This window comes from Marinobacter sp. F4206 (assembly GCF_019392195.1).
Classification (GTDB): Bacteria; Pseudomonadota; Gammaproteobacteria; order Pseudomonadales; family Oleiphilaceae; genus Marinobacter.
In genome coordinates, this window is the sequence record NZ_JAHXKI010000003.1 from 153,895 (window position 1) to 167,416 (window position 13,522).

General features: G+C 57.7%; 14 protein-coding genes. 7 read left to right on the forward strand and 7 right to left on the reverse strand.

Features of this window, described 5'->3' with window-relative positions:
- Positions 1-6 precede the first annotated feature (6 nt).
- Together KZO34_RS13890 and argF are read right to left on the reverse strand one after the other, a co-directional pair.
- Positions 7-1,080: an ABC transporter ATP-binding protein gene (locus KZO34_RS13890; RefSeq protein ID WP_219477446.1), complete on the reverse strand. Its 1,074-nt coding sequence runs from the start codon at positions 1,078-1,080 to the stop codon at positions 7-9.
- Positions 1,081-1,084: 4 nt separating this feature from the next.
- On the reverse strand, positions 1,085-1,999 hold the full coding sequence (gene argF, locus KZO34_RS13895) for an ornithine carbamoyltransferase (RefSeq protein WP_219477447.1): 915 nt from the start codon (positions 1,997-1,999) through the stop codon (positions 1,085-1,087).
- A 240-nt stretch (positions 2,000-2,239) separates the two neighbouring features.
- Between argF and grxD the strand changes: the two genes are divergently transcribed.
- Positions 2,240-2,566 carry a Grx4 family monothiol glutaredoxin gene (grxD, locus tag KZO34_RS13900; RefSeq protein WP_219477448.1) on the forward strand — a complete coding sequence of 109 codons (327 nt, stop codon included), beginning with the start codon at positions 2,240-2,242 and terminating at the stop codon, positions 2,564-2,566.
- Positions 2,567-2,576: 10 nt separating this feature from the next.
- Here the strand turns inward: grxD and KZO34_RS13905 are convergent, their stop codons facing one another.
- The 5 genes from KZO34_RS13905 to KZO34_RS13925 all read right to left on the reverse strand — a co-directional run bounded on the left by KZO34_RS13905 (position 2,577) and on the right by KZO34_RS13925 (position 8,722).
- Positions 2,577-3,392, reverse strand: a complete 816-nt coding sequence (locus KZO34_RS13905; RefSeq protein WP_219477449.1) for an energy transducer TonB — start codon at positions 3,390-3,392, stop codon at positions 2,577-2,579.
- 5 nt (positions 3,393-3,397) lie between these two features.
- Positions 3,398-5,605 carry a DUF1631 domain-containing protein gene (locus tag KZO34_RS13910; RefSeq protein WP_219477450.1) on the reverse strand — a complete coding sequence of 736 codons (2,208 nt, stop codon included), beginning with the start codon at positions 5,603-5,605 and terminating at the stop codon, positions 3,398-3,400.
- A gap of 195 nt (positions 5,606-5,800) precedes the next feature.
- A complete protein-coding gene (locus tag KZO34_RS13915) occupies positions 5,801-6,403 on the reverse strand; it encodes a Yip1 family protein (RefSeq protein WP_219477451.1) in 603 nt (200 codons plus the stop codon).
- Positions 6,404-6,553: 150 nt separating this feature from the next.
- Positions 6,554-7,834, reverse strand: a complete 1,281-nt coding sequence (locus KZO34_RS13920) for an HlyC/CorC family transporter (RefSeq protein WP_219477452.1) — start codon at positions 7,832-7,834, stop codon at positions 6,554-6,556.
- Between the two features lie 81 nt (positions 7,835-7,915).
- The gene (locus KZO34_RS13925) at positions 7,916-8,722 is read right to left on the reverse strand and encodes a cytochrome C assembly family protein (protein WP_219477453.1); all 807 of its coding nucleotides are present in this window, start codon (positions 8,720-8,722) and stop codon (positions 7,916-7,918) included.
- Between the two features lie 181 nt (positions 8,723-8,903).
- Here KZO34_RS13925 and ffh point away from each other — a divergent pair, with 181 nt between their 5' ends.
- The 6 genes from ffh (at position 8,904) to xerD (ending at position 13,412) form a co-directional block, all read left to right on the forward strand.
- On the forward strand, positions 8,904-10,292 hold the full coding sequence (ffh, locus tag KZO34_RS13930; RefSeq protein WP_219477454.1) for a signal recognition particle protein: 1,389 nt from the start codon (positions 8,904-8,906) through the stop codon (positions 10,290-10,292).
- 162 nt (positions 10,293-10,454) lie between these two features.
- Positions 10,455-10,694, forward strand: a complete 240-nt coding sequence (gene rpsP / locus KZO34_RS13935; protein ID WP_219477455.1) for a 30S ribosomal protein S16 — start codon at positions 10,455-10,457, stop codon at positions 10,692-10,694.
- 26 nt (positions 10,695-10,720) lie between these two features.
- Entirely contained in the window at positions 10,721-11,248 is a 528-nt protein-coding gene (gene rimM / locus KZO34_RS13940; protein ID WP_219477456.1) for a ribosome maturation factor RimM, read from the forward strand.
- A 3-nt stretch (positions 11,249-11,251) separates the two neighbouring features.
- Positions 11,252-12,010, forward strand: a complete 759-nt coding sequence (gene trmD / locus KZO34_RS13945) for a tRNA (guanosine(37)-N1)-methyltransferase TrmD (RefSeq protein ID WP_219477457.1) — start codon at positions 11,252-11,254, stop codon at positions 12,008-12,010.
- A 25-nt stretch (positions 12,011-12,035) separates the two neighbouring features.
- Entirely contained in the window at positions 12,036-12,392 is a 357-nt protein-coding gene (rplS, locus tag KZO34_RS13950; protein ID WP_072677905.1) for a 50S ribosomal protein L19, read from the forward strand.
- A gap of 117 nt (positions 12,393-12,509) precedes the next feature.
- Positions 12,510-13,412: a site-specific tyrosine recombinase XerD gene (gene xerD, locus KZO34_RS13955; protein WP_219477458.1), complete on the forward strand. Its 903-nt coding sequence runs from the start codon at positions 12,510-12,512 to the stop codon at positions 13,410-13,412.
- The last annotated feature ends 110 nt before the right edge of the window (positions 13,413-13,522 follow it).

A 13,522-nucleotide genomic window follows, 5' to 3' on the forward strand; every position in this document is an offset into this window, starting at 1 on the left:
TCTGGCTCAGGCTGTGCGCTCGAACGCAATGAGGTGATCTGCTTCGACGCGCACAGGCACGGTTTCGCCCAGGTGGAAATCGAGGTGGCTTCGGAACAGGGCTTCGAACTCGGTTTCCTCCGAGCATCGGAAGCGGTACAGCGTGGACGTGCCCGCGAAGGTTTTCTCAACCACCTTGGGGCGCAGCTCGGAGTCCGGATCGTAAAGAATGTCGTCCGGTCGGATCAGGACATCGACCAGTGTGCCCGGTGACCATTTGTACGCCCGGTTACCACGAATAACGCCCAGCTCGGATTCAATGGTGTCCGGCCCCAGTGCCTTCCCGGGTACGAATCCGCCCTGGCCGACAAAGCTCGCAACGAAACGGTTCGAAGGCTCGTGGTAGAGGTTATAGGGGACGTCCCACTGCTGGATTTGCCCGTCGCGCAGCACTGCAACCTGGTCGCACATGGCAAAGGCTTCCTGTTGGTCGTGTGTGACCAGAATGGCACTGATGCCCAGGGTCTTGAGAATGTCACGTACATCCAGGCTCAGGCGTCGGCGCAGGTCTGCATCAAGGTTGGAGAAAGGTTCGTCCAACAGAATCAGGGTCGGCTCGGGCGCCAGTGCCCGGGCCAGCGCAACCCGCTGTTGCTGGCCGCCTGACAGCTCATGGGGATAGTTGTCGGCAAGGTCCTGCAGGTGCACCACGTTGAGCAGTTCCATCACTTTCTGGCGCCTCTCGGCCCTGGGCATTTTCCGCAGACCGAAGCCAACGTTGTCGGCGATGGTCAGGTGGGGGAACAGGGCGTAGTCCTGGAACACCATGCCAATTCGACGCTTCTCCGGGGGGAGTGTGCGTCCGGGCAGGCTGATGGCCTGGGATTGCAGGCAGATCTCGCCACTGTTGAGAGGGAGAAAACCGGCTAGTGCCCGGAGAATGGTGCTTTTGCCGCAGCCGCTGGGTCCGAGCAGGCAGCCGATATCGCCGTGGCTGAGTGCAAAGCTCACGTCCCGAACAACGGAATCTCCGCCATAACCGCAGGACAGGTTGTTGACCTCGAGCAGCCAGTCTCCCGGGGAATTCGCGGTCATAACCATGGGCTCAGTCCAGACGGTTCAGGATGAGGAATTCCAGCAACGCTTTCTGGGCGTGCAGCCTGTTTTCGGCTTCGTCCCAGACTACGGAACCCGGGTGTTCCATCATGTCTGTTGAAATTTCTTCGCCACGATGTGCCGGCAGGCAGTGCATGAACAGGGCGTCTTTGTCCGCGACTTTCATCAGATCCGGGTTGATCTGGTAATCCCGGAAGGCCCGCTCACGGGTTTTCTGTTCTTCTTCCTGGCCCATTGATGCCCAGACATCGGTAACCAGCAGATTGGCATGGCGGGCGGCCTCCGCGGGCTCACGGAATACCGTGACCCGGTCGCCATGGGCTTCGAGTAGCGAGGCATCGGGCTCGTAACCTTCCGGACAGGCGACGTTCAGGTGGAAGTCGAACTGTGAGGCGGCGTTCACGTAGGAATGGCACATATTATTGCCGTCGCCAATCCACGCCACGGTGGCGCCGCGAATGCTGCCACGATGTTCGCGGTAGGTTTGCATGTCCGCGAGCAACTGGCAGGGATGAAAATCGTCCGTCAGGGCGTTGATCACAGGCACCCTCGATGCCGCGGCGAAGCGCTCGACCGTGTCGTGGGCAAAGGTCCGGATCATCACGGCGTCGACCATGCTCGAAATCACAATGGCCGAATCTTCGATCGGCTCGCCGCGGCCCAGTTGGGTGTCCCGCGGCGACAGGAACAGGGCTGAACCGCCAAGTTGGGCCATGCCGGCTTCGAACGATACCCGGGTCCGGGTGGAGGACTTCTCGAAAATCATCGCCAGAACGCGATTCTTGAGAGAGTCCCGCACCGTTCCCTGACGCCACTCGTTACGGAGTCTGGTGGCGTGATCCACCAGGCTTTCGAGCTCGGTGGTGTTCAAGTCGTTCAATGTCAGAAAATGTCTTGCCGCCATGCAATGGCCCTTATGTCAACGAACCCCGGGATAGGCGGGGTTGGCGAAAAAGATGGCTAAAAAGTTGCCTGAAAAAGGGCCAACAAGTCTAGCCCTTCGGGGCAGGGATGACAACGCCGCCGGCCGGGGCGCCAAGGGTGGTCATGATCAGAGGTTTGGTGCGGTGTTCAGGTGACGTGTACAATAGCGGCAAGTCCGTTGCCCTTTGGCAATTTTGTTTCCTTTCAGAGGTGAGTGTTCATGGACATCAACGAAACCATCAAGAGCCAGCTCGAAGATAACCCCATCATTCTGTACATGAAGGGCAGCCCCCAGGCTCCTCAATGCGGGTTTTCTGCCAAGACGGTCCAAGCACTGATGGCCTGTGGCGAGCGTTTTGCGTTCGTTAATATTCTGGACAACCAGGAGCTTCGCGAGGCCTTGAAAGTCTACTCCAGCTGGCCTACCTACCCGCAGCTTTACATCAATGGCGAGCTCGTCGGCGGTTGCGACATCATTCTGGAGATGTCCGAAAGCGGCGAACTGGCCAAAGTGGTCAAGGAAGCTGCGAAGCAGGCCGAAGCCTGAATTAGAGTTTTCAGAGCCGTTTCGGGGAGAACACCAGTTCCACCTCGAACCGGTTCTGGTTCTCGTCGTTGGCCGGCGGCTCCGGATAGGGGCTGGCCGCCAGCGATGCCCGATAGGCGGCATCGTCTATTATCTTGATTCCCGTCGATTTCAGAATTCTTGCCCGGGTCAGGGCGCCATTTTCCAGTAGCTGCAGCTCAATCTCCATCGCCACCGTCTCCGACAGTTGGTTGATTGCCGGCACTCTCAGTCTTTGTAGTTCGTGGCTCAGGTGGACGGCCAGTCTGATCAGGTAGGGATCCTGTTCGCTGGGCGATTCGGTAACTTGGGTGACGTTGGCTTGAGGTTCGGCCTCAATCCTGGGAGCCTGGCTCCCCGATCGAGTCGCCACACTGGCGGGGGATTGCCGGGCCTGTGACTCCTGGGTTGAAGGTGAGGTCGTCGGTTCGGCCGGCACCTGTTCTCTCTGCGGCTGAGAGATTTTTTCCCGAGCCGGTGGCTCCGATTCGGTTATTTTTCTCTCAGACTTCGTGACGATGGTTTCGGAGGTTGAAGGGGCGCTCTGGTTTGTCGTGGGGGGCATCTCGAATCTGGGGTTGCGACTGCTGGGAGCTTCCGACGAGGTTGAGGCCGCCAGGGCGGGGCTGACTGTTGCCCCGGGCGAGACCAGTTCAAAACGAACGCTATGGCGAGTGTCGTCTGGCTGCTGGATTGGCGACGGGAACCCGGACAGCAGGAGCGTATGCACCAGGACCGCCGCGGATAGGGCCAGGCCGATCCTGTAGTTTGCCGGCGTGTGGTGCGTCGTCCGTTGTAACTCCTGCATCAATATCAGGCTGTCTTGCTCCGCAAGCTGCCCACAACCGCGTCCATGGCCCGATCAATCAGGGCACCTTGCTCGAGCAGTGTCAGGCGACCCCGACGCATCTCGTGCGCCAGTTCAATCCGGTTCTTTTCGATCACCTTCAGGCCCATTCGGTTCACAAAGACGAAGCAGTCGGCATCTTCGATGATCGCCGATAGTTTGCAACGGAAGCTGGCACCGTTCACCAGCCGGAACTCCACCCAGTTTCCGATCTCGATGCTGTCAATCTGGGCAACGTACTCGGAGATCGCCGCTTCTTCCAGTTGCTGTTGTCGTTCCACGGCAGTCTGATGGAGCGTTGCGATTTCTTCTTCTGGGTCAGTTGGTGAATCCTGGCGCGCCTCGATGGCGGCGTTGGTTCGAAACGCTTCAGCCAGTTCATGCTTGAGGTGGCCCATCATTTCATCCAGTTTGGATGAGTTGTAGGAAACCTCCTCAAGCCCGGTTCGAAGGGATTTCAGCAGGCTCGGGACCACTCGTACCCACTGGTCCCGCTCTTCATCTTCCTGGTGAGGGTGCAGGCACCAGATCAGGTCGTCAACGACTCGCACGGTTTCCTGCCAGCGGTGCTCCACATCATCCCGAAGATAGGCCAGGAACATGACCCGGCTCCAGCCGTTCATCAGGATGTCGTGAACCGGATCGGGTAACTTATATCGGGCAATTTTCTGCTTCAGCAGGTTATCGACGGTTTCCTGTGCTTTCTGGGACTTGATGCGGCCGCGCTCCGATTCACGTGTGCGTTGTTCAACGAGAGAGGCCTTGCGGTTTTCCTTCTCGAGAAACTGTTCGAACTCCTGGTTGAGGGTTTCGAACAGGGAAATATCGCCATTGAATTCATTGAGAATCCGTTGAACGATGTTGTGGATCTGACTGTACAGCTTGTCCTTGGCCTTTTCATCACTCGAGCTCCAGCCTATGCCGGCGCGAGCTAATGAGTTCAGCAATCGGCGGGCAGGGTGGGTCGCCTGGCTGAAAAAAGTCTTGTCCCGGATCACCACCTTGAGAATGGGAATCTGAAGCCGGCTGATGAGCACCTGAATCGGGGCCGAGAGATTGTAATCGTCAAGGATGAACTCAAACAGCATGGATACCAGGTTGATGAGGTCCTCGTCGGCCTCATTCAGCGCCGGTTTGCGGCCATCGCCGGCGTCTGCCTTCGCCAGGATCTGCTGCACCACATACCGGAGGTCGATGGTGATCGGTTCGCCATCGCTCAGATTACCGCTGATCGGGCGGGTATCCGGTAGTGGCAGCGCGTTGAGCAGATCGGCGAGCTCCGAATCCCCGACAACACGAATGTTGGGATCGGAGGTGCGGGGAGGCATGCCGGCATTGGCCCGTTGCAGTGCCAGCATTTGCCGGATCTGGTCGAAGACTGCACTGTTGCTGAGATCTTCCGTGGTATGACTGGCTGCGGTCCCGGACGGAGGAGTCCCGGCGCTCCTGTCGGCCTCGGATGAGTGTTGCTTGCCGGATTTTCCGTGGTAACGGAAATTGGGAATGACACCGGCCTGAATCAGTATCCGGTTGGCTTCATCCAGCAGCATGCCCAGGTTGGAGACGACGTAACGGTCAAACTGTTTGAGTAGGATGAGGCGCTCGCGGATCTGGATTTCAAGTGCCTGGATGGCTTCGATAAAGGCGCTGCACAGGTGTTCCGGCGCCATCGGGTTAACCGGCGATTCGTCAGTAGCTTCCGGGTAGACCTGGCTGAAACGGGCCTGCAATTGCAGTAGTGGGCCCTGAAAGTGCGCTTTGGCTTTGGTGATCATGGCGTTGAGCGCGACCTGTTCTTCCAGGTCCTCGTCGCCCACAAGGGACAGGCTGTCGACGCCAGTCTGCTGGTTCAGGGATTCTTCCTGACTGTGCCCGGTGTGCGGGGGCTGAGAGAAAAAACGCGCGACAGCATTCTGGAAATGCCGTTCAACACCTTTCCGCTTGATGCGGATCTCCCGCATGGCTTCGAAATAGCGGTTCTGTTCGTTGTTGCTGCGGGCATTATTGGCCAGCTCGAACAACGAATCATCAACGGCGTCAAATGCGCCCTGCATCAGATCGCCCAGTCCGGCGACAACGGTGTCACGGATGCGGGTAACCTCCGCAGGAACCGGTTTACCGTTGCCCGCTTCCCTGTGCTCACGGAGGTAATGTATGCCGGACTGCTTGTTCATGGCAGACTCCTTTTACGCCTCAACCGGATACATGACCGAGCTTACAATCCTATATTTTAATTATTGGTCAAATTTACCGCATTTTCAGCAAACTTAACATGAATAAAATCAAAGCTGGGATCGCCTTCAAAAAACGAAGGGTGCCCGCGCGGGCACCCTTCGTTATTTCAGCGCGTTGGTGCTGATAGCTCGAGTTCAGCTTACATAAACAGGACCAACGCCCATGCTCCAGATGACCACGCTGATTGCCATGAGTGCGACGAACATCACCAGGCCAACGGTCAGCACTGCCGAGGCAAACATGAAGCCACGATCTTCCGGGATCTTCATCAGTATGGGAAGGCCTTCGTACAAGAGGTAGACGGCGTAGGAGATGGCAACCAGTCCCGCGAGCATGTTAACCCAGATGTTCGGATAGGCCGCGATCACACCAATCAGGAAGACCGGCGTGGCTGTGTAGGCTGCAAGTGCAACGCCTCTCGGGACGCGCTCCACGGCATCGTAAGTGGCCGCAAAGAAGTCGATAAACTTACCAAGCACGAAAATTCCCGCCAGCATGGCGGCATAGAACAGCACGGAAAGCTGTAGCGCACTTCCGCTCGACAGTCGCGTGATCTGGCCATCCCCGATTTGCCAGCCCACCTGGGTGGTGCCGTAGAAGCCGGCAGCCGCCGGAATCAGGGCAAGCAGAAGAATGTGGCCAAGGTACAGCCGGGTGGTGGTTTCGGACTCATTGCGAATGGCTTCCCACTCCTGATCCGGGTGGGTCAGAAGACCAAAGCTGTGCGTCAGGCTCATGGACGTACTCCTTATCATTGTTTTTGTCTCGCACCGTCTTGAGTGTTGGTGGCGATTCGATAAGGGTCAAGGAAGTGGTTAAATTGTGATCTTTCTAGAAAGTGCTCCGCTATAACTTTGGGGTCTATAGCGGAGCTGAGACAGGATTCTTCAGCGGCCGAGCGTGCGTTTGCGGCGCTTTCGGGGATGGACGATGGCGGCTTTTACCACGTTGTCCTTGATTTGCAGGACCTCAACCCGGTGACCATCCACCTTGAGACATACGTTGGTGTCGGGGATGTTTTCCAGGGTTTCCGTGATCAGGCCGTTCAGGGTCTTCGGGCCATCGATGGGTAGCTTCCAGCCCAGAGTCTTGTTGATGGTGCGCACGGCAGCAGTGCCGTCGATGATAAACGTGCCGTCGTCCTGGGGGATGATGTCGGGGCTCGTGGCTGCGTAGTCCGTTGTGAAGTCGCCGACGATCTCTTCAAGGATGTCTTCGAGCGTCGCCAGTCCGAGTACATCGCCATACTCGTCCACGACAATGCCGAATCGCCGCTTGCCTTTCTGGAAGTTGATCAGCTGTGTGTTCAGCGGTGTGCTTTCCGGAATGAAATAAGGTTCCTGGCACAACTGCATGATCATCGCCTTGTTGATCTCCTCCTGCTGGAGAAGTTTGGAGGCGCTGCGCAGGTGCAAAATGCCCTGGATGCTGTTGATGTCACCTTTGAAAACCGGCAGTCGGGTGTGCTGGCTGCTCCGGAGCTGCCGGAGAATGGTGTCGGTGTCATCGTCGAGGTCGATGCCTACTACTTCGTTTCGCGGCACCATGATGTCGTTAACGGTAACCTTTTCCAGGTCAAGGATGCTGACCAGCATGTCCTTGTGCTTGGCCGGAATCAGGGCGCCGGCCTCATTCACCAGGGTTCTCAGTTCCTCGCGGCTGAGGTGGTCGCTGGCCGCGTCTTCGGGTGAAACGCGCAGCAGCTTCAGAATCCCTCCGGTAAGCAGGTTGACCGCCCAGACAATGGGGTAAAGGATTTTCAGCAGCGGTCCAAGGATGTAGCTTGCCGGGAAGGCAATTTTTTCCGGGAACAGGGCGGCCAGGGTCTTCGGGGTGACCTCGGCGAAAATAAGGATGACCACCGTCAGCAGGATGGTCGCGATCGCGATGCCGGCATCGCCCCAGATTTCAATCGCAATGACCGTGGCGATGGACGAGGCAAAGATGTTGACGAAGTTGTTGCCGATCAGGATCACCCCGATCAGCTGGTCGGTTCTCTGAAGCAGGTTCTGGGCCCGTTTGGCGCCTTTGTGGCCAGTCTTTGCGAGGTGTTTCAGGCGATACCGGTTCAGCGACATCATCCCGGTTTCGGAACTCGAAAAGAAACCGGACAGGAAGATCAGACCGACAAGGAGGATAAACAGCGCGGTAAGCGATGTTTCGTTCAAGAGAAGGTGTCCTTATATTACCGACAAGTGGGGAAAATAGGGTGTGGTTGAGCCCGGTGTCAAGTTATGCGGTCCGGGCAGTCAGCCACCTTTCTGGAACAGCAGCTCCAGGACGAACTTACTGCCGTAGAATGCCAGCATCAGCAGGGCGCAGCCGGCCAGGGTCCAGCGGCTGGCAGTCATGCCGCGCCATCCCTTGGTGTAACGGCCAATCAACAGCGCAACGAACACCGCGAGGGACAGCAGTGAAAAGACGGTCTTGTGAGCCAGGTCCTGGGCGAACAGGTCTTCCACGAACAGCGCGCCGGTGACGATCGCAAGGATCAGCATGACGACGCCGGCCCAGACCATCTCGAACAGCAGCGACTCCATGGTCTGGAGCGGCGGCAGGTTGCGCACCAGCAGGCTGTTGTAGTTGTGCTTGAGTTGGCGATTCTGGAAATAGAGCAGCGTGGCCTGGATGGCGGCAAGGGTAAACAGGCTGTAGGCTGTTATTGACAGGGCAATGTGTGACAGCATGCCGTAGCTTTCATCGGACACCAGCCTTGAGGGGGTGTGGGTCACCAGGGCCAGAATGATGGTCAGTGCTGCAAGTGGGTAAACGCCGAGGAACAGGTTCTGGACCGGTTTTCTCAGGTTGAGGCCCAGCAGTAGCAGCACGATCAGCCAGGAGATCAGAACCGAGCTCTTGAAGAAGCCGAAGTCAAAACCGCCATCGTGATGGACGCTCTGGGCAATGAGCAGGCCATGGCTGGTCAGGGCGAGAACGCCGATCAGGGTGGTGATGGCAAGATTGCTGGTGACACGGCCTCTGAAATGGAGTGCTTGCAGCGCGGTGCCGATGCTGTACAGAAAAAGTGAGGTGACCGCGAGAATCAGCGTTCCCATGACTTCCTTATATACCACTGTTCTTACTGGGGATCGGTGGCTCGAATCACCGATTTGACCGGGCTGGTCGTTTCAGGGCGATAGTCTGGTTATAATGTCGCGATTATGCAACTGGAATCAAGGAGCCGGGGCCGGCTCTGCGGACCATGCACTCAATTTATCCGGGGTACGGAAGAGCAACATGTTTGAGAACCTCCAAGACCGACTTTCCGGTAGCCTGCGCAAGATTTCCGGTCAGGCGCGGCTAACCGACGACAACATCAAGGACACGCTGCGCGAAGTGCGGATGGCGCTGCTGGAAGCGGACGTCGCCCTGCCGGTGGTGAAGGATTTCGTGGAAGGTGTTCGCAAGCGTGCCATCGGACAGGAAGTGCAGCGCAGCCTGACGCCGGGCCAGGTATTTGTAAAGGTGGTCCAGCAGGAGCTGGAACGGGTGATGGGCGAGGGCAACGAATCCCTCAACCTGTCGGTGCAGCCGCCGGCGGTCATCATGATGGCTGGTCTGCAGGGTGCGGGTAAAACCACCACAGTGGCCAAGCTCTCCCGTTTCCTGAAAGAGCGTCAGAAAAAGTCGGTCATGGTGGTCAGCGCTGACATCTATCGTCCGGCAGCTATCAGGCAGCTCGAGACCCTGGCCGGTGAAGTAGGCGTCGAATTCTTCCCCAGTACGGCCGATCAGGACCCGGTGGACATCGCGGAAGGCGCGATTTCCGCGGCCCGAAAGAAACATGTCGACGTTGTGATTCTGGACACCGCAGGCCGTCTGCACATTGATGAGCAGATGATGGGGGAAATCGGGCGCCTGCATAAAGCGGTCAATCCGGTTGAAACCCTGTTCGTGGTGGATGCCATGACCGGTCAGGATGCGGCGAATACAGCCAAGGCGTTCAACGATGCGCTGCCACTGACGGGGGTGGTCCTCACCAAGACTGACGGTGATGCCCGTGGTGGTGCGGCACTGTCTGTCCGGCACATTACCGGCAAACCGATCAAGTTCCTCGGTGTCGGTGAGAAATCAGACGCCCTCGAGCCCTTCTATCCCGACCGCGTGGCCTCGCGCATTCTGGGTATGGGCGATGTGCTCTCCCTTATAGAGGAGGCCGAGCGCAAGCTGGACCAGAAGAAGGCCCAGAAGCTCACCAAGAAGATCAAGAAGGGCAAGAGCTTTGATCTGGAGGATTTCCGCGATCAGCTCCAGCAGATGAAGAGTATGGGTGGCATCGGTGGCTTGATGGACAAGTTGCCGGGTATGGGGCAGATGGCCCAGATGGCGCAGCAACAGGTCAACGACAAGTCCATGGGGCAGATGGAGGCGATTATCTGCTCCATGACGCCGAAGGAGCGCCGCTATCCTGACAGCATCAATAACTCCCGTAAGCGTCGTATCGCTGGCGGTTCCGGTACCCAGATCCAGGACGTCAATCGTCTGCTCAAACAGCACAAGCAAATGCAGAAGATGATGAAAAAATTTGGCAAAAAGGGCGGTATGGCGAATATGATGCGCGGCCTTGGTGGTATGATGCCGCCCGGCGGCGGTGGTGGCGGAATGCCTCCGTTTGGCCGTATGTAAAATGCCTTACACCAAAAACAGGGAAACAGTGTGTTTCCCTGTTTTCTTTGGCGCTCAATTAGCATAGAATAGCGCCCCTTTCGAGTATGGGTCTTCGCGTCAGCCGTGTTCCGGTGGCGTGAATCGTACAAAGTTCGTACAACAGAACAGGATATTGGTTAAATGGTAAGCATCCGTTTGGCTCGTGGTGGCTCCAAGAAGCGCCCGTTCTATCATCTGACAGTTACCGACAGCCGCAAATCTCGCGACGGTCGTTTTATTGAGCGAGTTGGTTTCTTCAACCCGGTCGCCCGCGGTCAGGAAGAGCGTCTGCGTGTAGATCGTGAGCGCGTTGAATTCTGGATGGGCCAGGGCGCCCAGCCGAGCGAGCGCGTTGCCCAGCTGCTGAAGGCTGCTGAGTAATCACGTTTTAACCCGGGGTTTATGGCATGACACAGCATTCGCAGGAAACTGTGATCGGCCGAATTACCTCGGTGTTTGGGGTTAAGGGATGGCTCAAGGTCTACTCCTACACTGACCCCAAGGAAGGAATACTGAACTACCGTGACTGGACGCTGGATCTGGACGGCAAGCGTATTCCGGCCAAGCTTGAGGAGGGTCGTCGCCAGGGGCAGGGGATTGTCGTCAGGCTTAAAGGTATTGATGACCGGGATGTCGCTCTCAAGTATTGCGGCGCGGACGTCAAAGTCGGCACCGACGAGCTGCCGGAGCTCCCGGAAGGGGAGTTTTACTGGTTCCAGCTCGAGGGTCTTGAGGTCCTGACGGTCGACGGTGAGTGCCTGGGGACAGTGCATCACCTGATTGAGACGGGTTCCAACGACGTTCTCGTGGTGCACGCCTCGGCAAGCTCTATCGATCAGCGAGAACGGCTGATTCCCTATCTGCCGGATCAGGTGGTAAGGGAAGTGGATCTTGCCGCGGCTCGCATGGTCGTTGATTGGGATCCGGAGTTTTAACGGGTGTGGATTGGCGCAGTCAGTCTGTTCCCGGAGATGTTCGGTGCGGTAACGGATTACGGGATTACGGGTAGGGCGGTTCGGGATGGTCTTCTGACGTTCCAGAGTTGGAATCCCCGTGAGTTTACCCAGGATCGGCACCGCACCGTGGACGACCGGCCTTATGGTGGTGGCCCAGGGATGTTGATGAAAATTCAGCCTCTCAGGGATGCCATACATGCGGCGCGGGAGTCGGCACCCGGTAAAGCCTGCGTGGTGTATCTTTCGCCCCAGGGTGAAACGCTGAATCAAACTGTTGTCGAGTCCCTTGCGGCGGAGGAACGGTTGATTCTCGTGGCAGGCCGATATGAGGGTGTGGATGAGCGCCTGATATCGACGGAAGTCGATCGGGAAGTGTCACTGGGGGACTTCGTGTTGTCCGGTGGCGAATTGGCAGCCATGGCTGTCATTGATGCGGTAACACGCCTCATCCCCGGAGCGCTGGGTCATGCGCAGTCGGCAGAGCAGGATTCCTTTGCTGACGGTTTGCTGGATTGTCCGCACTATACCCGGCCCGAAGTTTACGAAGGTCAGGCGGTGCCGGATGTTTTATTGGGCGGTCACCATGATCAGATCCGGCGTTGGCGACTGAAGCAGTCGCTGAGGCGAACCCTGGAGCGGCGCCCCGACCTGCTGGAGCAGCGGGTGTTTACGGACGAAGAGCGCCGGCTGCTGGAAGAGATTTTGAACGAACCGGGTGCCTCTGAATCATCAGGGCATTAAAAGATTGGGTATCAGGAGCATTACGATGAGCGGCAAGAACAACATCATCAGTCAACTTGAAGCAGAACAGATGACCAAGGAAATCCCTGCCTTTGCGCCGGGTGACACTGTGGTCGTTCAGGTTCGCGTAACCGAGGGTAACCGTGAGCGTCTGCAGGCGTTCGAGGGTGTTGTCATCGGCAAGCGCAACCGTGGCATGAACTCCTCTTTCACCGTGCGCAAGATCTCCTACGGTGTTGGTGTTGAGCGTACCTTCCAGACCTTCTCCAAGCTGATCGACAGTGTCAGCGTGAAGCGTCGTGGCGACGTGCGTCAGGCTAAGCTTTACTACCTGCGCGACCTGTCTGGTAAGGCAGCTCGTATCAAGGAGAAGCTGGGCTGATCAGCTATTCGCTGAACGGTGCACGCAAAAAAAGGGCAGCCCTGGGGCTGCCTTTTTTTGTGTCTGCGCCCCCGCTAGGGCATGCTCCAGTCAGACTGAACCTATGAGAGTGATAATGTGAGACCGGAAGATGAGGCCGTTATCACCCGTTTTACCGATGCCATCTGGCTTGAAGACGGGTTGGGTGAGAAAACACGCCAGGCGTATCGCAGTGATCTCGCTCGCCTTTCGGCCTGGCTTGAGGAGCAGCCGGGAAAGCCGCTGCTCTTGGCGGCGCGCAGGACAGACCTGCTGGCATGGATGTCCCGAGGCTTGGCGGACGGTGTGAAAACGTCCACCGCTGCGCGGCGCCTGTCGGGAGTGCGCCGGTTTTTCCGATTCCTGCTGCGGGAAGGTCTGATTGTTGAGGACCCTACCCTGCGAATTGACAGCCCGCGCCTGCCGCGGCGGTTACCGGATTCGCTGACTGAAGAAGAGGTCGATGCCCTCCTCGCCGAGCCGGACCCGGAAGTGCCGATTGAGCTCAGGGACCGGGCGATGCTCGAGATCCTGTACGGCTGTGGTCTGCGGGTTTCAGAACTCACCGGTTTGCGGGTTGATCAGGTAAATCTGCGCCAGGGCGTGGTCCGGATCACCGGCAAGGGTGACAAGGAGCGCCTGGTACCGTTGGGGGAAGAGGCGGTCGACTGGCTGTTGCAGTATATGAAGGAGGCCCGCCCCGAGCTCCTCAGGGGGCGTTCCTGTGATGCGCTGTTTCCGGGTAACCGGCCGGCTGCGATGACCCGGCAGACCTTCTGGCATCGCATCAAGCACTATGCCTCACGGGTCGGTATTCGGAAGCATCTCTCGCCGCATACCCTGCGCCATGCATTTGCGACTCACCTGCTGAATCATGGGGCGGACTTGCGCGTGGTACAGATGTTGTTGGGGCATTCCGATCTTTCCACCACACAAATCTACACCCACGTCGCTCGACAGCGCCTGCAGTCCTTGCATCAGTCGCACCATCCTCGTGGCTGATCCCGGTTTTTTTGGGTAAGGTGTCGGGTTTGAACTTTTGCGGCAGTCCTGTGTCGCAGTATCGTGTTTCTATGGCCCGGCCACGTTCGGCGAGGGTCTCAAAATTGTCT